Below are 19,492 nucleotides of genomic sequence, written 5' to 3' on the forward strand. Positions count from 1 at the left end.
CAAGAGAACACATGCGACTGCATTACAAACACGTGCTGATGTGCACCGGCCCGCGCTGTACCGAAAACGGCCAGCAAGCCGAAGTCATGTTCAAGCAACTGGGCCAGGCGATTGACGCCTGCGACGGCCTCAAGGTGAAACGCACCCGCAGCCATTGTTTTGCCGTATGCAAGGAGGGCCCCATCATGGTGGTGTATCCGGAAGGCGTGTGGTACCGCAAGGTGGATGCCGACGCGGTACAGCGCATCGTCAGCGAGCATCTGCAAGGCGGTGTGCCGGTAGAACCGCTGATTTTCCACCGCCTGGGCTCGGGCGACGTCTGCAATGAAAGCACCCCATGACCCAGCACCATCAAGGCGGCATCGTGCTGCTCAGCCATGCCGGCACCGACCTGACCGCACTGGGCCGCGCCCACTGGCCGCAGGATTTCAGCCCGGTATCCGGTATTGCCCTGCAACAGATCGCCGATGAAAACCACATGCAGCAATTGCTGGACGGCCCGCTTGCCAGCGCCCGCATCCTGCTGCTGCGCGTGCTGGGACGGGTACAGGCCATTGCCGCTTTCGATGCCCTGCGCCAACAGGCGCTGGCACGGCATCAGGCGCTGATCATCCTCAGCGGCACTGGCGAGCCGGACCCGGAACTGGCCGCCCTCAGCACCGTCCCCCCGGCCATCCAGCAGGATGCCAATGCCTATCTGCAAGCCGGTGGCAGCAGCAATATGGCGCAGCTGATGCGCTATCTGTCCGACCGCCTGTTGCTGACTGGCTACGGCTACCTGCCGCCAGCCGCGCTGCCGGAACACGGCCTGTATCACCCCGAGCTGTCCGACGCCTGCAGCCTGGATGACTGGTGTGAAATTCGCCAGCCCGGCTGGCCCACGGTGGCCATCAGCTTTTACCGCGCCCACTGGCTGAGCGGCAACACCCGCTTTATCGACATGCTGGTGGACATGCTGGCCGAGCGGCAAATCAACGCGCTGCCGCTGTTTACCTCCTCGCTGCGCAGCCAGGACGAAGCCGGCATGCCGGCAGCTCTGCAACTGTTGCGCGACCCACGTGCAGGTGAGCCCTGCGTGCTGATCAACACCACCTCCTTTGCCATGGGCGAAGTCAATGCCGAAGGCGCCACCCAGGCCAGCTGGGCAGTAGAGGCTTTCGAGCAGCTGGACATCCCGGTGCTGCAAGCCATCACCAGCAGCATGACCCAGGCGCAGTGGCAAGCATCCGAACGCGGGCTAAACCCGCTGGACACCGCCATGAATGTGGCGCTGCCGGAATTCGACGGCCGCATCATCGGCGTGCCGGTATCGTTCAAGCCGGAAGACCCGGCCAGCAGCGACTACCAGCCACTGCCGGACCGCATGCGCCGCCTGGCCGGCATTGCCGCCCGACTGGCACGGCTGAAGCACACCCCGGCAGCGGACAAGCGGGTAGCCTTCATCTTTACCAACTCCAACAGCAAGGCCTCGCAAGTGGGCAATGCGGTGGGGCTGGATTCCGCCGCCTCGCTGTATGCGCTGCTGCAGGCGATGCAGGCCAATGGCTACCGGATGGGACCGCTGCCGGAGAGCAGCGACGCGCTGATGCACAGCCTGATCGACCGCGGCTGTTACGACACCGACTACCTGAGCGCCGAACAACTACGTAATGCCGTGGCCCGCGTGCCGCTGGTGCGCTACCAGCAATGGTTTGCCGAGCTACCGGCCCCGCTGCAACAGCGCATGCTGGAGCGCTGGGGCCAAGCGCCGGGCAAGGCTTATGTGGATGGCGACCAGCTGGTATTTGCCGGCATGGAACTGGGCAATGCCTTTGTCGCGCTGCAACCGCCGCGTGGCTATGGCATGGACCCGGACGCCATCTACCACACGCCGGACCTGCCACCCACCCATCACTACTACGCGCTGTACTGCTGGCTGCGCGACGAGTGGCAGGCCGATGCCATCGTCCACGTGGGCAAGCACGGCACGCTGGAATGGCTGCCGGGCAAGGGCGTGGGCGTGTCGGAGCACTGCTTCCCCGACGCGCTGCTGGGCGACATGCCCATGTTCTACCCCTTTATCCTGAACGATCCGGGTGAAGGCTCGCAGGCCAAGCGCCGCGCCCATTCGGTCATCATCGACCACCTGACCCCGCCGATGACCACCGCCGACACCTACGGCCCGCTGGCCCAGCTCACCCAGCTGGTGGACGAGTATTACCAGGTGGAAATGCTGGACCCGAACAAGCTGCCGCTGTTGCAGCAGCAAATCTGGGACCTGATCAAGGAAGCCAAGCTGGATAGCGATCTGGCTGCCATGCTGGGGCACGACCATCATCACCATGATGAACATGAGCACGGCCATGACCATCACGCGCATGATCACCATGACCATGCCCACCACGGCCATGATCATGCCCACCCGCATGCGCCCAAGGCAGCGCAAGCGGGCTATCGCCTGAGCCAGCCAGCCAAAGCCGGGAAAGCGACGCCAGCCAAGGCAGCAGGCATGCAGTTCCGCCCGGTGGCCAAGGGCGCAGCACACAGCCATGGCGCGCATGATCATCACCATCATGACCATGGACAGCACCACCATGGACATGGCCACGACCATCATCACCATGAGCATGAGCACGACCATGACGGTCATGCGCACGATCACGGCCACGACCATGCCCACGAATGGGATGACACCCTGAACGCTGACGGCGTACCGCTGACGCTGGCCAAGATGGAGGGCGTGGACGTGGCCCACCTGATCGAGGACATCGACGGCTATCTGTGCGAGCTGGGCGCAGCGCAAATCCGCGACGGCCTGCACATCCTGGGTCAGGCCCCGCAGGGCGAGGCACTGGTGGACATGCTGTGCGCCCTCACCCGCCTGCCCAATCTGGCCGTACCCAGCCTGCCTGCCAGCGTGGCCGCCGCACTGGGGGTGGACTGGGACGCGCTGCAGGATGACAAGGGCCGCCGGCTGGAAAACGTGCCGGTGGCACTGGAAATGAGCAGCCCGCAGTTGCTGCACACCCGCAGCGATGCCATCGACCACATCAATCAACTGGCCCGCCAGTTGGTGGCCCATACGCTGAGTGCGGAGGCGGCTTCGCTTCCCGCAGTCATCACCGCCATACTGCCGCAGGCCGGCAACAGCCAGGCCCTGCAACAGGTACTGGCCTATATCCAGCGCGAACTGCTGCCAAATCTGGCGCGCACCCACGAGGAAATCGACAATCTGCTGCGCGGTCTGGCCGGTGGTTATGTGCCGGCAGGCCCCAGCGGCGCGCCCACCCGTGGCATGGCGCACATTCTGCCTACCGGACGCAATTTCTATTCGGTAGACCCGCGCGGCCTGCCCTCGCAAGCCGCCTGGCAGGTGGGCAGCCAGCTGGCCAATGAAATGCTGGCGCGCCATCGCAAGGAAACCGGCCAGTATCCGGAATCGGTCAGCATCAGCGTGTGGGGCACCAGCGCCATGCGCACCCACGGCGACGATATTGCCGAAATCCTGGCGCTACTGGGCGTGCGTCCGCGCTGGCAGGCCGAAAGCCGCCGCGTGGCCGGCATCGAAGTGATTCCGCTTGCCGAGCTGGGCCGCCCGCGCATCGACGTCACGGTGCGCATCAGCGGCTTTTTCCGCGATGCCTTCCCGCAGCTGATTGCGCTGGTGGACGAAGCAGTACAGACCGTAGCCGAGCTGGACGAAGACCCGGCCAACAATTACCTGCGCAAACACTATCTGGACGACATCCGCCAGGGCCTGTTGCAGGCCTTGCCGGGTCATGCTGCCGAGCCGGCGCTGCTGCGCATCTTCGGGGCCAAGCCCGGTAGCTACGGTGCCGGCATACTGCCGCTGATCAACGAGCAGAACTGGCAGACCGACGCCGACTTCGCCACCGCCTACCTCAACTGGGGCGGCTATGCCTATGGCCGTCAGGTGCAGGGGGCCGATGCGCGCGACGCGCTGCGGCATCGCCTGTCCGGCGTGGAAGTGGCGCTGCACAATCAGGACAATCGCGAACACGACATCTTCGACAGCGACGACTACCTGCAGTACCACGGCGGCATGATTGCCACCATCCGCAGCCTGACCGGCCGCCAGCCGCGCGCCTTCTTTGGCGACAGCCATAACCCGGACCAGCCGCAAGTGCGCGGGCTGAAGGAAGAAGTGCTGCGCGTGTTCCGCTCGCGCGTGGCCAACCCCAAGTGGATTGCCAGCATCCAGCAGCACGGCTACAAGGGCGGGCTGGAACTAACTGCCACCGTGGACTACCTGTTCGGCTACGATGCCACCGCCCATGTGGTGGACGACTGGGTATACGAGGAACTGGCCGCCCGCTACGCGCTGGACCCGGCCATGCAGCAGTTTTTTGCCGACAGCAACCCGTGGGCGCTCAATGCCATCAGCGAACGCCTGCTGGAAGCCGCCCAGCGCCAGTTGTGGCAACAGCCCAGGCCGGAAACCCTGGCCGCGCTGCAACAACTGCACCTGAATAGCGAAGCCATGCTGGAAGCGCGTGGCGAACATCCGCAAGGCCGCTCATGAAACAGATTTATCCGTTTGCCGCCATCGTCGGTCAGCAACAACTGAAACAGGCGCTGCTGCTGTGCGCGGTGGATCCGAGCATAGGCGGCGTGCTGATCCGTGGTGACAAGGGCAGTGCCAAGAGCACCGCCGCACGCGGGCTGGCTGCCATCCTGCCGCCCATCCGCCGCGTGCCCGGCTGTGCCTTCAACTGCGACCCGGCCTCCCCCTTGCCCGAGTGCAGCTGCTGTCAGGGCGAACACGCGGTGGCAGACGATGCTGCTGTTCCCTTCGTCAACCTGCCGCTGGGTGCCAGCGAAGACCGCGTACTGGGCAGCCTGGACTTTGAACAGGCACTCAAGCAGGCCCGCCAGGCTTTCAAGCCCGGCCTGCTGGCCAATGCCCACCGCGGCCTGCTGTACATCGACGAAGTGAACCTGCTGGCCGACCATCTGGTGGACGTGCTGCTGGACGTGGCCGCCATGGGCGTCAACACCGTGCAGCGCGAGGGCCTGTCCATCAGCCATCCGGCGCGCATCACTTTGCTGGGCACCATGAACCAGGAAGAAGGCGAGCTGCGCCCGCAACTGCTGGACCGTTTCGGCCTGATGGTGGACGTAAGCGCCCCGCGCGATGCCGCCATCCGCAGCGAGGTGGTACGCCGCCGCCTGGCTTTCGAAGCCGACCCGCAGGCTTTTGCCGCCCACTGGCAGGCCGAGGGCAGCGCGCTGCAGGAGCAGATTCGTCAGGCCCAGGCCATGCTGGCCACGGTGACGGTGAGCGAGCACCTGTTCGACTTCATCAGCCAGTTGTGCTGCGAGTTTGAAGTCGCCAGCCTGCGCGCCGACATCGTGTTGCACAAGGCAGCCCGCGCACTGGCCGCGCTGGATGCGCGGGCACAAGTCAGCGCCGAAGACATCCGCACTGCCGCCATGCTGGTGCTGCCGCACCGTCGCCGCCGCAAGCCTTTCGAGCAAAGCGGGCTGGATCAGGACAAGCTGGACGAGCTGACGCAGCAAGCGCAAAATCCGCCGCCACCCGCCAGCGCAGCCGACAACACCCCCGCTACAGAACAACAGCCGGGTGAGCAACAAGACACGCCCACTGACGACGAGCAGGACGAGTCATCACCGCCGGACAACGGCGGCGAGCAGCTGTTTGCCGCCCACGCGCCGCAGGACATCGGCACCATCCGCCTGGCCAGCCACAGCAGTTACAGCGAAGCCAGCGGCCGCCGCAGCACGGTGCTGAATGCACGGCGTGGCCACAGCGTGCGCGCCGTGCCCAATGCCCAGCCGCAGGCACTGGCACTGGACGCCACCCTGCGCCATGCCATCCAGCGCAATCCGGCGGAATTTGCCGTTACCCGCGCCGACCTGCACGACAAGGTGCGTACGGCAAAACAGGGCAATCTGATTGTGCTGGTGGTGGACGCCTCCGGCTCCATGGCTGCACAACAACGCATGGAACAGGTAAAGGGCACGGTGCTCAGCCTGCTGCAGGACGCCTACCAGCGTCGCGATCAGATTGCCGTCATCGCCTTCCGTGGCCGTCAGGCCGAGCTGGTGCTGCCACCCACCCGTCAGGTGGAACAGGCCGAACAAGCGCTGCACACCCTGCCCACCGGAGGCCGCACCCCGCTGCCGCATGCGCTGCAACTGGCCGCCGCCACGCTGGGTCGCCAGGGCGCACAAGGCTTGTCACCGCTGCTGGTATTGCTGAGCGATGGCCGCGCCAATGTGGCACTGGGCGAAGACCATGCCGACCCGTGGCAGCAAAGCCTGCAACTGGCGGGCGAGCTGGCCGACGCCGCCATCCCGGCGCTGGTGCTGGATACCGAACAAGCTTATGTCAAGCTGGGCCGCGCCCGCGAGCTGGCCCAGGCCATGCGGGCGGAATACCTGCCGTGCGAGCAGCTGTCCAGCGAACAACTCACCATCACGATTCAGGCGCGACTGGGCTGATGCCGTCGCGCAGCATAAAGGAACAGACATGATTATCTGCATCGGTGCCGGTCCCGGCGATATCGGCTACCTGCCACGCCGCTCGGCCGACCTCATTGCCAATGCCGACGTGGTGGCCGGCTTCAACGCCGTCATCGACGTGGTACGCCCGCTGATTCCGGACAGCGCCCAGGTCATCCAGATGGGTTACCGCGACCAGGTGGCCCAGCTGGACGAAGTGGCCAAGCTGCACCACGCCGGCAAGAACTGCGTGGTGGTATTCATGGGCGACATCCACTTCAGCGGCTTCCAGTATCTGGAGCGGGTGGAACGCGCCTGTGGCCACCCGGTGGAAACCATGCCTGGCCTGTCCTCGGCCCAGGTGCTGGCCTCGCGTGCCAAGGTGTGTTTTGACGAAACCACCTTCATCACCTTCCACCGCCGTGGCGACCTCACCCCGTTCAAGCGCCATCTGGTGCATGTGCTGCAAGACCAGCGCAATGCCATCGTGATTCCCTGTCCCTGGGACGAAGCGCGCTCCTTCATGCCCTGGCATATCGCCGCCTACCTGCTGGAAAACGGCATTCCGGCCGACCAGCAGGTGGAAGTGTGGGAAAACCTCACCCGTGGCGAAGCCGAATGGCACGGCACGCTGGCCGAGTGCGCCGAACACCGCTGCTCGGACATGAGCATCATGCTGATCCGCACCAAGACGCCGATGGACAGCCAGATCGAGCCCAGCCATCTGCCCACGCCGGAGCAGGCGCAATGAGCACGCAGGACTACAGCATCGTCTTGGCCGGGCATGGTAGCCGCGACCCGGCCGGTATCGCCGAATTCATGTCGCTGGTTGAGCTGATGCGCCAGCGTGCACCGCAGCGCCGCATCTACCACGGTTTTCTGGAGTTCGCCACGCCCACCATCGACCAGGCGGTGGCTGCGGCCATTGCCGATGGTGCCAATACGGTAGTGATGACCCCCGGCGTGCTGCTGGCCGCCACCCATGCCAAGAACGACATGCCCAGCGAACTGCTGGCGCTGCAACAGGAACACCCGGACACCAGCTTCCACTTTGGCGCGGCCATGGACCTGCACCCGCGCCTGCTGGAGCTGTGCCGCCTGCGCATCATCGAGGCCGAGGCACGCTCAACGCGCACCGTAGCGCGTGGCGATAGCTGTCTGGTGGTGGTGGGCCGCGGCACTACCGACCCGGACGCCAACTCGGAAATCGCCAAACTCACCCGCATGCTGGAAGAAGGCATGGGCTTTGGCGCGTCCTTTGTCTGCTATTCCGGCACCGCCCGCCCGCTGGTGGCCGACGGTCTGAAAGCGGCCAGCCTGCTGGGCTTTGAGCGCATCGTGGTGCTGCCTTACTTCCTGTTCGATGGCGTGCTGGTCAAGCGCATTTACGGCGCGGTGGACGATCTGGCCGCACGCTGCCCGGACATCGAAGTGCTGGCCGCGCCTTATCTGGGCGTACACGAACATGTGGCCGAAGTGTTTCTGGAGCGGGCGCAGGAGGGCGTGGAAGGCCGCGCCAGCATGAACTGTTCGCTGTGCAAATACCGGGTGCAGATCATCGGCTTTGAACAGCAAGTGGGCACGCCGCAACAAGGCCATCACGGCAAGGTGCGCGGCCTGCTGGCCAAGGACAACACCCCTGCCGCTGCCCCCGCCTGGCCGCCCTATGTGCCGCACCCCATCGAGGCGGAAAGCATGCGCATCATCCGCGAGGGGCGTGACTGGTCGGCCTTCCCGGCAGAACAGCACACCGCGCTGCACCGGCTGGTACACACCACCGGTGACTTCAGCAGCGTGGACGAGCTGTTTTTCTCCCCCGGCGCAGCCGCCATCGGCATGCGCGCCCTGCTGCGCTGCCGCCGCATCGTCACCGATGTCACCATGGTGGAAACCGGCCTCAAGCGCGCGGTGTTGCAACAGTTGGAAGTGGAAACCTGGTGCGGCGTGCACGACCCGGAAACCTATCTGCTGGCCGAGGCACATGGCCTCACCCGCTCTGCTGCTGGCATCCGCCGCGCCTGGGAAAAGTTTGGCAATGACGTGATCGTGGCCATTGGCGACGCGCCCACTGCCATCATGGAGCTGGTACGGCTGGTGCGCGAACACGGCTGGCGACCGCAGCTGGTGGTAGGCCTGCCGGTGGGCTTTGTCGGCACCCGCGAATGCAAGGACGCACTGCGCGGCCTGCTGCAAGTGCCACGCATCACCAATAGCGGCACCCGTGGCGGCTCGCCGTGGGCGGCCACCATCGTCAATGCGCTGATGATTGACGCCATCGGCCACGTGTACCAGCAGCAACAGGCAGCGCAAGAGGCATGACCCACGAACGGCGCGTTCCCTACGACCTGACGGTGCCGGCCCCCAACGGCCTGCGCCGCGGTCGCACCACCGGCAGCTGTGCCACCGCCGCGGTAAAAGCCGCGCTGGCCTGCCTGCTGGACGGGGTGCGCGCCAGCGAAGTGGACATCAGCCTGCCCGACCCGGACTACTATCTCACCGTGCCGATACAGGCGGTGGACCTGCTGGATGAACACACCGCGCGTGCCGAAGTACTGAAAGACGGTGGCGACGACCCGGACAACACCCACGGTGCCACCATCTTTGCCGAGGTGCGGCGCAATGGCAGCGGCCAGCTGCGTTTTATTGCCGCCGAAGGCGTGGGCACGGTCACCCTGCCCGGCCTGCGCATTCCTCCGGGCGAGCCGGCCATCAACCCGGTACCACGCCAGATGATGCAGTGGGCGGTGGCCGAGATGCTTGCCGGCCGTGCCGACCCCGGTTTTGACCTGGCCATCGGCTGCGTGGAAGGCGGGCGCATTGCCAAGCGCACCTTCAACCCGATGCTGGGCATCGTCGGTGGCATTTCCATCCTGGGCACCAGCGGCATTGTCGAGCCGATGTCGCTGGCAGCGTGGATGGCCTCCATCGAGGTATATATCCGCGTGGCACTGGGCGATCTGCCTGCCGCCATCGCCTTCACCCCCGGCAAGATAGGCCGTGGCTACGCCGCCGACGTACTGAGCCTGCCGAAAAAACAGGTGGTGCAGATTGCCAACTTTGTCGGCAGCTCGCTGGAACAGGCCGAAGCCATCCTGCAGGAACAGGGCCGCGTGCTGGACACGCTATGGGTGCTGGGCCACCCCGGCAAACTGGCCAAGCTGCTGGACCCGCAAGTATGGGACACCCACTCCGGCAAAAGCGGCATGGCCATGGGCGATGTTGCGCAGCTGGCAGCGGAACTGGGCCTGAGCGCGGCGCTGGTACAGGCCATCCGCCAGGCCAATACGGTGGAAAACATCGTGCAGATATTGCAAGGCCATCCGCAGGCGCAAGCCTTCTGGATGGAGATAGAACAGCGGGTATCCACCCGCATGCACAGCCGACTGCCCAGCGCCCGCCGCGTGGCAGTGCGGCTGTTCAGCATGGACGGCACGCCGCTGGGCGAAGCCGCCGGAGACACACATGAGTGAACTGGGACATTTCATTGGCGTGGGCGTAGGCCCGGGCCAGGCCGGGCTGATACCGGTGGCTGCGCTGCAAGCCTTGCAGCAGGCCGACATCATCTACCTGCCGCGCGCGCGTGGCAGCGAGCAATCGGTGGCACAGCAATGTCTGGCCGGCCTGCCCGTCGACGCCAGCAAATTCCGTGACGTGGAATTCATCATGGACCCGGACCGCAGCCTGCTGGCCGACCACTACGCCGCGCTGGCCGCCAGTGTGGGCGCAGAGCTGGAACAAGGTCACAAGGTGGCCTATCTCACCATCGGCGACAGCATGACCTACTCCACCTACGGTTACTTACTGGCCGCGCTGCGCGAACGCCTGCCGGGTCTGGTGCATACCACCTTTCCCGGCGTCACCAGCTTTGCCGCCACCGCCTCGGCACTGTCCTGGCCGCTGGGCGAAGGCAAGGAGCGCATGCTGATTCTGCCCTGCCCGGACGACATGGCCGCGCTGGAAGCGGACATCGCCAGCCACGACATCGTGGTGCTGATGAAAATCGGCCAGCGCCTGCCGGATGTGCTGGCCCTGCTGTCGCGGCTGGGCATTGCCGAACACTGCGCCTTCGCCCGCCGCATCGGCCTAGCCGATGAAATCCTGTGTCCGGATGTCAGCCAGCTGGACGCCTCGGCCAGCGGTTACCTTGCCACCATGCTGATCCGCCGTCAGGCGAGAGAGAAACGTCATTCATGAAAGTCTATTTCATTGGTGCCGGCCCCGGTGCCGCCGACCTGATCACCCTGCGCGGCGCGCGCCTGTTGGGTAGCTGCGGCATGGTGCTGTACGCCGGTTCGCTGGTGCCCACCGACATGCTGCAGCATTGCAGTGAAGGTGCCGAAATCCTCGATACCGCCGAACTGTCGCTGGACCAGCAGGAAGACTGCTACCGCCGCGCCCAGGCCGCCAATATCGACGTGGCGCGGCTGCATTCCGGCGACCCGGCCATCTACGGTGCCACCGCCGAGCAAATGCGCCGGCTGGAAGCGCTGGGCATAGCCTACGAAATCGTCCCCGGCGTGTCCTCGTTTACCGCCGCTGCGGCAGCACTGGGCAGCGAACTGACCCGCCCGGCCATCTCGCAATCCATCATTCTCACCCGGGTGTCTGGCCGTGCCAGCGCGGTGCCGGAGCTGGAATCCATCGCCCGCTTTGCCGAACACCGCGCCACCATGTGCATCTTCCTGTCCGGCCAGCGGCTGAAATACACCGTGGCCGACCTGCTGCTGCACTACCCGCCGGACACCCCGGTGGCACTGGTGCGCCGCGCCAGCTGGCCGGACCAGTCCATCCACCGCAGCACGCTGGGCAAGCTGCTGGACGAGGTGAAACAAAAGGACTGGCTGCTCACCACCCTGCTGCTGGTGGGCGCGGCGCTGTCGCGCGAAGGCGGGGTGGAATCCAGCCTGTATGCCGCTGGCTTCACCCATATCTTCCGCGATGGCACCGACCGCAAAACCCCGCGCCCCAGCAAGCGCAAACCGGAGCAGGCTGCGGAACGGGAGCAGCACCAGGAGCAGGAAGCCTCGTGAGCCACACCGCCATCTGGACCGTGCGCGAATCAGCCCTGCCGCTGGCGCAGCAACTGGCCAGCGCGCTGGACGCCACCCTCTACCAGCCCTGGCAGCAGCCGGATGACAATGCGCGCCAGCAGTTTGCCGCCGCCTTCCATCAGCACCGCCAATGGGTATTGCTGATGGCCAGCGGCATTGCCGTGCGCTATCTGGATGGCCTGCCACAAAGCAAACTCACCGACCCGGCGGTGGTGGTGCTGGACGAAGCCGCGCGCTTTGCCATCCCGCTGCTGTCCGGCCACGAAGGCGGGGCCAACACGCTGGCCTACCACGTTGCCCGCCTGACCGGTGCCACCCCGGCCATCACCACGGCAACCGAAGCACTCAAGCCGCTGACGCTGGGCATAGGCTGCCGCCGTGGCAAGAGCGCCGACGCCATCGAACAGGCCGTGCTGCAAGCGCTGGCCGGACGCAGCCTCAGCGAAGTGCGCGAGGTGGCCACCATCGACCTCAAGGCCGATGAAGTGGGCCTGCTGGAGTTCTGCGCCCGTCACGCGCTGCCCTTGCGCGTCATTGTCCGCAGCGACGTGGCCGCCCGCGGCTGGACCGGCCAGCCTTCCGCCTGGGTGCAGCAGAATGTGGGGGTGGATGGGGTGTGCGAACCCTGCGCCTTGATTGCCAGCCCGCGCGGGCGGCTGCTGGTACCGAAGATGGCGCGAGAGGGAGTGACGGTGGCGGTGGTGGAGGATGGGTTTGCTGATTTTGGGGCAGTTGAATAAGGGGTTTTGTATCCGCTCACGCGGATAGTGATTTACATGCCGCTTCCGCGCGGCGGACGGGAAGGAGGGCTTGCCTGGCCAAGCCCTCCTTCACCTCCAAGGCCACCCCGGCAAGCATGGCCTGCGGCTGCCCGACAGGACCTGACACTGCTGCGGCACGGCTGGAACTCGCGATTGGCTAACGTCCAATCGCTCAAACAGCCAGCCGCTTAAAACCGCAGCAGCGCCACCCGGCGGCATGCTTGATGGGGCCAAGGGTGGCGTCGGTTCGATGGAAGTGACGTGAAAAGGTAAAAGAGTCGGGGTTGATCCGACCGGGTTGTGGGTTCGAATCCCACAGACGTTTTTAAAGATAGATAGCACAGACCCGTCGCGGCCCCAGTCCCGTCAGCGCAAGCCGACGCAGACGTGCCGCCCAAGGTTTTAAGCGGCTGCATGTTTGAGCACCGTGACGTTAGCACGGTGCGAGTTCAGCCGCGCCTTGGGCGGTGCGGCTGCGGCGGGAATTCGACGCGCTGCGGGTCGCCTTTTCTTTGGGTACTTTCTTTTGGCGAAGCAAAAGAAAGTACCTCGACGGCGGGGCGAGACCCGCGAAGTTGATTTTAGTTTTGGTTTTTATGTTTACGGTGATAACCCAGTTTGGGCATCCGCTCACGCGGATGATGTTTTACATGCCGCTTCCGCGCGGCGGACGGGAAGGAGGGCTTGCCTGGCCAAGCCCTCCTCCACCTCCAAGGCCACCCCGCAAGCATGGCCTGCGGCTGCCCGACAGGGCCCGACCGGTGCGAGGCGCGCCTGAACTCGCGATTTGCTAACGTCAAATCGCTCAGACAGGGCAGGCGCTTAAGACCTCGCCCCGGCCACCCGTCGGCATGCTTGATGGGGCCTATGGGCGCGTTGGTACGATGGAAGTGACGTGAAAAGGTAAAAGAATCCGGTTTTATCCGACCGGGTTGTGGGTTCGAATCCCACAGACGTTTTAAGGATGGCCAAAACAAATACGATGAGGCCCCAGTCCCGTCAGCGCGAGCCGACACAGACGTGCTGCCCAAGGTTTTAAGCGGCTGCATGTTTGAGCACCGTGACGTTAGCACGGTGCGAGTTCAGCCGCGCCTTGGGCAGGATGGCTGGGGCGGGAATTCGACGCGCTGCGGGTCGCCTTTTCTTTGGGTACTTTCTTTTGGCGAAGCAAAAGCAAAGTACCTCGCCGGCGGGGCGAGACCCGCGAAGTTGATTTGTTTTTTGCGTGAGGAACTGGAAGGAAAACCACGCAGTAAAACCCGGCGATGCAGGACCACAGTCCAGCACCGCTACGTAACAAATACAGGATTTACATCCGCAATGCGCACCACGCATTGCCCAGACAAACTTTTGGCAGGCCCCGCCTGCATGCAGCAGAAAGCATGAAACAATGACCGGAAAACTCTATCTAGTCTCCGTCGGCCCCGGCAGCCGCGAACTGATCCCGCCGATGGTGGAACAGGCGCTGGCCGCCAGCGACGTCATCGTCGCCTACGACCTTTACCTTACATGGATCCAGCCGTGGATTGCCGGCAAGGACATCCGCACCCTGCCGCTCACCCAGGAGCGCGACCGCGCCCAGCTAGCGCTGGAAGAAGCCCGTGCCGGCAAGACAGTGGCGCTGATTTCCAGCGGCGACATCGGCATTTACGCCATGGCCACGCTGGCCTACGAGGACATGCGCGAGGACGACAGCTTCGATGTGCAGCTGATTCCCGGCATCACCTCGGCCAATGCCTGTGCCTCGCTGCTGGGCGCGCCGCTGTCGCACGACTTTGCCACGCTCAGCCTGTCCGACCTGCTCTGCCCGTGGGAGTGGATTGAAAGCCGCGCCCGCCATATTGCCGAGGCTGATCTGGCGGTGGTGTTTTACAACGTGCAAAGCAAGCAGCGGCAGGAAGGCGTGTACCGCATTCTGGACATCATGCTGGAACACAAGCGGCCGGAAACCCTGTGCGGCATCGTGCACAATGCCTACCGCGAAGGCCAGACCGTGGAAATCGTCACCCTGGCCGAGCTGCGCACCCGCCAGTTCAACATGCTCACCTCGCTGGTGATCGGCAACCGCTTCACCCGCCGCAAGCGTAACTGGATGTTCACTCCGCGCGGTTATTTCAACTGGCAGAACACCGCCGACACCATTACCGCTGACAGCCTGCCCGGCGCTGCCGCCTGGGTGTTTGCCGGCACCAGCGACGGCAATGCGCTGGCCCGCCAGCTGGCGGCAAACGGCCAGCCGGTGATTGTCAGCACGGCCAGTGACTACGGTGCCGAAATCGTCGCCGCCGACAGCCCGGGCCTCACCAGCATCAGCGGGCGGCTGGGCGTGGAGCGTCGCCGCGAGCTGCTGCAACAAAGCCAGGCACGCTGCATTGTGGATGCCACCCATCCTTACGCTACCGAGATGTCGCAGCAGTTGATGGCGCTGGCTCAGGAACTGGCCCTGCCCTATCTGCGCTACGAGCGCCCCAGCGCGCCGGACCAGCACCCGGCCATCCACTGCAGCAGCATGGCCGAAGCGGCAAAACTGGCAATGCAGCATGGCCAGCGCATTTTCCTGGCCACCGGCAGCAAGGAGCTGGCCGGCTTTGTGCAGGCCGAGGGCGCGGCTGACAAGCAATGGTTTGTGCGGCTGGCACCGGACCCGCAACACCTGCAACGCGCCATCGACCTTGGCATTCCGCGCGCCCGGCTGTGCGCGATGCAGGGCCCATTTTCGCAGGCGGCCAATGAAACCCTGTGGCGCGACTGGCAGATCGACTGCGTCATCAGCAAGCAATCCGGTGATGCCGGTGGCTATGGTGCCAAGGCCGCCGCTGCCGCCGCACTGGGCATTCCCTTTATCGTGGTGGACCGTCCTCAGTTGGACTACCCGGCCAGTTTTGCCGACTTTGCCAGCCTGCAAGCCGCACTGGAGCAACTGGCATGAGCAGCCCGCGCATTCCGGTCACCGTGCTCACCGGTTTTCTGGGCGCGGGCAAAACCACCCTGCTGTCCAATCTGATCCGCGACAGCAAACAACGGCGGCTGGCCATTCTGGTCAACGAGTTTGGCGAGGAGTCCATCGACGGCACCATCCTGCGCACGGAAGAGAAGGCTGGGGTGGAGATTCACGACCTGGCCAACGGCCTGGTGGCTTATGACGACGACGCGGACTTCCTGCCCACCATGCTGGCCTTGTGGCAGCGCCGCCAGCAGATTGACCATGTGCTGATCGAAACCTCGGGACTGGCCCTGCCCAGCGCGGTAATGGAGCAGCTGCAAGGCCCGGAGCTGGCCGAGCGCTTTGTGCTGGATGCCACGCTGGCAGTGGTGGATACCCCGCTACTGATAGCGGGCGATTTTGATGCCGGCCACGGCCAGCAGGACGACGCGGTGGCCAGCCTGTTCCGCCAGCAGCTGGAAAATGCCGACATCGTGGTGCTGAACAAGATCGACACCCTTACCGACACCGCCATGCTGCAAGCGGAAAGCACGGTGCGCGAGCTGGCGCCGTCCATCCGCTTCATCGAGCTGGCCTATCAGGCCAAGCTGGACACCCGGCTGACACTGGGCCTGCATCTGCATGAAGTCAGCGGCAGCGGCCACCGCCATTACGGCCCGGTATCCAGCCTGCCGCTGAATCTGCGCCCGCTGGCCAACCAGGCGCTGCTGGACGGCCACAGCCACGGCGGCCTGGCCGCGCACAGTCATGGCCTGGCCACCCACAAGCATTTTCACGAGCAGGACCCGGGCTGGCAGTCCTTCCTGATTCGCAGCAAGGACGCGCAGGACGCGGCCCGCCTGCTGGCAGCGGTGGAAACCATTGCCCGCGAAGAAGCGCTGCTGCGCATCAAGGGCCATGCTGCCAGTGCCGATGGCCAGGGCCGGCTGACACTGCAAGCGGTGCGCCAGCGCGTGCAACTGCAACAGGAGCCGGAAACCGCCGCACCACGGCAGGCGCAGCTGGTATTCATCGGCTATCACCCCAGCCGTCCGCGCATTGTGGAGCTGCTACGCACACTCACCGGCACCCACTGGCAGTAAGAGTGGCTGACAAAAACCCTGCTGCGGCACGGTCCCGACCGCCGCCGCAGACCAGCAATCAGAAGGAAACCGCCATGAAAACCGACGCCGCCACCCACCAGCGCATGGTGGAAAAGCGCAAGGCCGGCTTTGAAAAGAAAAAGGCTGCCGCCACCAAGGAAAAAGGCTTGCTCATCATCCACACGGGCACTGGCAAGGGCAAGAGCAGCGCCGCCTTTGGCATGGGCCTGCGCATTGTCGGCCACGGCATGCAGCTGGGCGTGGTGCAGTTCATCAAGGGCGCGCTGCATACCGCCGAGCGCGACCTGTTCAGCCGCTTCGACAACTGCCGCTTTCTCACCATGGGCGAGGGCTATACCTGGAACACCCAGAACCGCGAGGCCGACATCGCTACCGCGCGCCAGGGCTGGGACGCCGCGCTGGAAATGCTCAATAGCGGCCACTACGACATGCTGATCCTGGACGAGCTGAACATCGTGCTGAAGTACGACTACCTGCCGCTGGACGAAGTGCTGGCTGCACTGGCCAGCCGCCCGGCCAACCTGCATGTGGTGATTACCGGTCGCCATGCGCCGCAGGCGCTGATTGATGCCGCCGATCTGGTCACGGAAATGAAACTGGTGAAACACCCCTTCCGTGAGCAGGGCATCAAGGCGCAACAGGGCGTGGAGTTCTGACATGGCCATCCGCCACTGCCCGGCGCTGTTCATCAGCGCCCCGGCCTCGCATCAGGGCAAGACCACCCTCAGCGCCGGGCTGGCGCGCTACCACCGCCAGCAGGGCCGAACCGTGCGGGTGTTCAAGACCGGGCCGGATTTTCTCGACCCCTATGTGCTGGAACAGGCCAGCGGCCACACCGTATACGCACTGGATTTGTGGATGAACGGTGAGGACGACTGCCGCCAGCGCCTGTATGCCGCCGCCGCCGAGGCCGACCTGATCCTGATCGAAGGCAGCATGGGCCTGTTCGATGGCACGCCCAGCAGTGCCGATCTGGCGCAGCTGTTCGGCCTGCCGGTAGCCGCCATCATCGACGCTGCCGGCATGGCGCAAACCTTTGCGGCGGTGGCGCATGGCCTGGCCACCTTCCGCCCCGGCCTGCCGTTTTACGGCGTGCTGGCCAATCAGGTGGCATCAGCCCGTCATGCAGAAATGCTCACCACTGCCCTGCCCGCCAGCCTCAATTATCTGGGCGCGGTAATGCGCCAGCAGGACATGGGCCTGCCGGAGCGCCATCTGGGCCTGGTTCAGGCGCAGGAAGTGGACGATCTGGAAGCACGGCTGGAGCGCGCTGCCACCCAGCTGGCAAGCACCAGTTTGGCCGATCTGCCACCCGCCGTCGCCTTCCAGCCTGCCACGGCACCCAGCCAGCCCCGGCTGCTGGACGGCGTGCGCATCGCCATCGCCCGCGATACCGCCTTCAGCTTCATCTACCCGGCCAATATCCAGACGCTGCAGGCATTGGGCGCCGAGCTGCATTACTTCTCGCCACTGGCCGACGACACGCTGCCGGACTGCGATGCAGTCTGGCTGCCCGGCGGCTATCCGGAACTGCATCTGGCCGCGCTGGCCCGCGCACAGCATAGCCGCGCCAGCCTGCACGCCCATGTGGCAGCAGGCAAGCCGCTGTATGCCGAGTGTGGTGGCATGCTTTACCTGCTGGACAGCCTTGTCGACAAACAGGGCAATCACGGGCAGATGCTGGGCCTGTTGCCCGGTCATGCCCGGCTGAATACCCGCCTGAGTGCGCTGGGCCTGCAACAACTGCAACTGGATGGTGCCATCGTGCGCGGCCACACCTTCCATTATTCCAGCCTGGATACGCCCATCACCCCGCTCACCCATGCCAGCCGCGCCACCGGTAACGGGCCGGGCGAGGCGGTATACCGCCACGGCAGCCTGCTGGCCAGTTATCTGCATCTTTACTTCCCGTCCAACCCTGCGGCCTGCGCCAGACTGTTCCTGCCATGAATGCCTATCCCCAAGCCGACATCGACGCCGTTTACCGCGCCATCCGCGAACGGCGCGACATGCGCCACTTCAAGCCGGACCCGATCGACCCGGCCCTGCTGCAACGCCTGCTACAGGCCGCGCACCTGGCCCCCAGCGTGGGCTTCATGCAGCCCTGGCGCTTCATCCGCATTAGCGATACCGCCCTGCGCCAGCAACTGCATGCCGAGGTGGAAGTGGAACGGGTAGCCACCGCCAAGGCACTGGGCCAACGCGAAGACGAATTCATGAAGCTGAAGGTGGAAGGCATTCTCGACTGTGGCGAGGTGCTGGTGGCGGCGCTGATGGACGGGCGCGAGCGCCATGTGTTTGGCCGCCGCACCCTGCCGGAAATGGATATCTGCTCCATTGCCTGCGCCATCCAGAACATGTGGCTGGCGGCACGGGCCGAGGGCATTGGCCTGGGCTGGGTATCGCTGTTCGACCCGCAGCGGCTGGGCACGCTGCTGGGCCTGCCCGCCGAGGCCAAGGCAGTGGCCATCCTGTGCATCGGCCATGTCGAGGCTTTCTACGACAAACCCATGCTGGAACAGGAAAACTGGGCGCAGCGGCAAAATCTGGCCGCGCTGGTATTTGAAAACGGCTGGGGGGCCGGTCAGCCAACAGGCTGAAAGCCCTAGCGCGCAGCCGCACTAGGCTGGCTGCTGGAGGGACTCAGAAACTGCTGACGAAAATAGTCGCGAAACAACACGATGGCCGGGCTGATTTCAGCCCCTGCCTTACCATGCCGTGCGGATGGCGTACAAACAAGCGCGTAACCAGCACTTCCTCCAGTTGCCGGATGGCTGCCGTCACTGCCGACTGAGTGATGTTCAGCTGCATCGCCGCCAAGGAAACCTGCCCTGCTTCAGCAGTCGCTACAAAGTACTTCAACTGCCGGAAGGAAAATGCCATGGTTCTTACGCTCCATCTATTTCCTGCCCGAGCAGATAACTGCAGCGGACTCAACTGAACCTCCGCTCCAGCAAGCTGAACTAGAGCGGTTTGGGCTAGGCAGCCGGTCGGACAAACACCGGCAGTGAGGGCTTAGCACATCAGCCACCCCCTTCCTGCCCGGCCAGTATGGCGGGTTCTGCCTGAGCCCCGGCAGGCGGCTCGCAGCTTGCCGCCGCTTTTTGCAAGGCGTTCAGATAGCGCTTGTTGGTGATGTCATCGTACAGAATGGTCCGCAGGCGGAAA

Annotated in this window: 15 protein-coding genes; 14 read left to right on the plus strand and 1 reads right to left on the minus strand. The window is 64.8% G+C overall.

The window, feature by feature from the left end; all coding sequences use genetic code 11:
• Nucleotides 1–11: 11 nt before the first annotated feature.
• The 14 genes from QVF59_RS14945 to bluB all read left to right on the plus strand — a co-directional run bounded on the left by QVF59_RS14945 (nucleotide 12) and on the right by bluB (nucleotide 18,924).
• Nucleotides 12–341: a (2Fe-2S) ferredoxin domain-containing protein gene (locus QVF59_RS14945; RefSeq protein WP_159876050.1), complete on the plus strand. Its 330-nt coding sequence runs from the start codon at nucleotides 12–14 to the stop codon at nucleotides 339–341.
• Nucleotides 338–4,522 carry a cobaltochelatase subunit CobN gene (locus QVF59_RS14950; RefSeq protein ID WP_287880988.1) on the plus strand — a complete coding sequence of 1,395 codons (4,185 nt, stop codon included), beginning with the start codon at nucleotides 338–340 and terminating at the stop codon, nucleotides 4,520–4,522. The genes QVF59_RS14945 and QVF59_RS14950 overlap by 4 nt, the downstream gene beginning before the upstream one ends.
• The gene (locus QVF59_RS14955) at nucleotides 4,519–6,465 is read left to right on the plus strand and encodes a putative cobaltochelatase (RefSeq protein ID WP_287880990.1); all 1,947 of its coding nucleotides are present in this window, start codon (nucleotides 4,519–4,521) and stop codon (nucleotides 6,463–6,465) included. Before QVF59_RS14950 ends, QVF59_RS14955 begins: the two co-directional genes overlap by 4 nt.
• On the plus strand, nucleotides 6,350–7,216 hold the full coding sequence (locus QVF59_RS14960) for a cobalt-precorrin-7 (C(5))-methyltransferase (RefSeq protein ID WP_287880992.1): 867 nt from the start codon (nucleotides 6,350–6,352) through the stop codon (nucleotides 7,214–7,216). The genes QVF59_RS14955 and QVF59_RS14960 overlap by 116 nt, the downstream gene beginning before the upstream one ends.
• On the plus strand, nucleotides 7,213–8,784 hold the full coding sequence (locus QVF59_RS14965; protein WP_287880994.1) for a precorrin-8X methylmutase: 1,572 nt from the start codon (nucleotides 7,213–7,215) through the stop codon (nucleotides 8,782–8,784). The genes QVF59_RS14960 and QVF59_RS14965 overlap by 4 nt, the downstream gene beginning before the upstream one ends.
• Nucleotides 8,781–9,935, plus strand: a complete 1,155-nt coding sequence (cbiD, locus tag QVF59_RS14970) for a cobalt-precorrin-5B (C(1))-methyltransferase CbiD (RefSeq protein ID WP_287880996.1) — start codon at nucleotides 8,781–8,783, stop codon at nucleotides 9,933–9,935. Before QVF59_RS14965 ends, cbiD begins: the two co-directional genes overlap by 4 nt.
• Nucleotides 9,928–10,659 (plus strand): precorrin-2 C(20)-methyltransferase, encoded by a 732-nt coding sequence (gene cobI, locus QVF59_RS14975; protein ID WP_287880998.1) that lies wholly within the window; start codon nucleotides 9,928–9,930, stop codon nucleotides 10,657–10,659. Before cbiD ends, cobI begins: the two co-directional genes overlap by 8 nt.
• The gene (cobM, locus tag QVF59_RS14980) at nucleotides 10,656–11,495 is read left to right on the plus strand and encodes a precorrin-4 C(11)-methyltransferase (RefSeq protein ID WP_287881000.1); all 840 of its coding nucleotides are present in this window, start codon (nucleotides 10,656–10,658) and stop codon (nucleotides 11,493–11,495) included. Before cobI ends, cobM begins: the two co-directional genes overlap by 4 nt.
• Entirely contained in the window at nucleotides 11,492–12,256 is a 765-nt protein-coding gene (locus QVF59_RS14985) for a cobalt-precorrin 5A hydrolase (protein ID WP_287881002.1), read from the plus strand. Before cobM ends, QVF59_RS14985 begins: the two co-directional genes overlap by 4 nt.
• Before the next feature lie 1,411 nt (nucleotides 12,257–13,667).
• Entirely contained in the window at nucleotides 13,668–15,206 is a 1,539-nt protein-coding gene (cobJ, locus tag QVF59_RS14990; RefSeq protein ID WP_287881004.1) for a precorrin-3B C(17)-methyltransferase, read from the plus strand.
• On the plus strand, nucleotides 15,203–16,303 hold the full coding sequence (locus tag QVF59_RS14995; protein ID WP_287881006.1) for a CobW family GTP-binding protein: 1,101 nt from the start codon (nucleotides 15,203–15,205) through the stop codon (nucleotides 16,301–16,303). Before cobJ ends, QVF59_RS14995 begins: the two co-directional genes overlap by 4 nt.
• A 74-nt stretch (nucleotides 16,304–16,377) precedes the next feature.
• Entirely contained in the window at nucleotides 16,378–16,980 is a 603-nt protein-coding gene (gene cobO / locus QVF59_RS15000; RefSeq protein ID WP_287881008.1) for a cob(I)yrinic acid a,c-diamide adenosyltransferase, read from the plus strand.
• Between the two features lies 1 nt (nucleotide 16,981).
• Nucleotides 16,982–18,274, plus strand: coding sequence for a cobyrinic acid a,c-diamide synthase CobB (locus QVF59_RS15005; RefSeq protein WP_287881010.1), 1,293 nt, complete (start codon nucleotides 16,982–16,984; stop codon nucleotides 18,272–18,274).
• Nucleotides 18,271–18,924 (plus strand): 5,6-dimethylbenzimidazole synthase, encoded by a 654-nt coding sequence (bluB, locus tag QVF59_RS15010; protein ID WP_287881011.1) that lies wholly within the window; start codon nucleotides 18,271–18,273, stop codon nucleotides 18,922–18,924. Before QVF59_RS15005 ends, bluB begins: the two co-directional genes overlap by 4 nt.
• A 43-nt stretch (nucleotides 18,925–18,967) precedes the next feature.
• On the opposite strand, the gene QVF59_RS15015 is transcribed toward bluB, so the two are convergent.
• Nucleotides 18,968–19,207 carry a helix-turn-helix domain-containing protein gene (locus QVF59_RS15015; protein ID WP_159876023.1) on the minus strand — a complete coding sequence of 80 codons (240 nt, stop codon included), beginning with the start codon at nucleotides 19,205–19,207 and terminating at the stop codon, nucleotides 18,968–18,970.
• Between the last annotated feature and the right edge of the window lie 285 nt (nucleotides 19,208–19,492).

The organism is Aquitalea sp. (assembly GCF_030150775.1).
In the GTDB taxonomy this organism is placed as follows: domain Bacteria; phylum Pseudomonadota; class Gammaproteobacteria; order Burkholderiales; family Chromobacteriaceae; genus Aquitalea; species Aquitalea denitrificans.

Bases quoted from the DNA above. Each gene is read 5' to 3' on its own strand.
- QVF59_RS14945 (WP_159876050.1), top strand. From the start codon at position 12: ATGCGACTGCATTACAAACACGTGCTGATGTGCACCGGCCCGCGCTGT.
- QVF59_RS14950 (WP_287880988.1), top strand. From the start codon at position 338: ATGACCCAGCACCATCAAGGCGGCATCGTGCTGCTCAGCCATGCCGGC.
- QVF59_RS14955 (WP_287880990.1), top strand. From the start codon at position 4,519: ATGAAACAGATTTATCCGTTTGCCGCCATCGTCGGTCAGCAACAACTG.
- QVF59_RS14960 (WP_287880992.1), top strand. From the start codon at position 6,350: ATGTCAAGCTGGGCCGCGCCCGCGAGCTGGCCCAGGCCATGCGGGCGG.
- QVF59_RS14965 (WP_287880994.1), top strand. From the start codon at position 7,213: ATGAGCACGCAGGACTACAGCATCGTCTTGGCCGGGCATGGTAGCCGC.
- cbiD (WP_287880996.1), top strand. From the start codon at position 8,781: ATGACCCACGAACGGCGCGTTCCCTACGACCTGACGGTGCCGGCCCCC.
- cobI (WP_287880998.1), top strand. From the start codon at position 9,928: ATGAGTGAACTGGGACATTTCATTGGCGTGGGCGTAGGCCCGGGCCAG.
- cobM (WP_287881000.1), top strand. From the start codon at position 10,656: ATGAAAGTCTATTTCATTGGTGCCGGCCCCGGTGCCGCCGACCTGATC.
- cobJ (WP_287881004.1), top strand. From the start codon at position 13,668: ATGACCGGAAAACTCTATCTAGTCTCCGTCGGCCCCGGCAGCCGCGAA.
- QVF59_RS14995 (WP_287881006.1), top strand. From the start codon at position 15,203: ATGAGCAGCCCGCGCATTCCGGTCACCGTGCTCACCGGTTTTCTGGGC.
- cobO (WP_287881008.1), top strand. From the start codon at position 16,378: ATGAAAACCGACGCCGCCACCCACCAGCGCATGGTGGAAAAGCGCAAG.
- QVF59_RS15005 (WP_287881010.1), top strand. From the start codon at position 16,982: ATGGCCATCCGCCACTGCCCGGCGCTGTTCATCAGCGCCCCGGCCTCG.
- bluB (WP_287881011.1), top strand. From the start codon at position 18,271: ATGAATGCCTATCCCCAAGCCGACATCGACGCCGTTTACCGCGCCATC.
- QVF59_RS15015 (WP_159876023.1), bottom strand. From the start codon at position 19,207: ATGGCATTTTCCTTCCGGCAGTTGAAGTACTTTGTAGCGACTGCTGAA.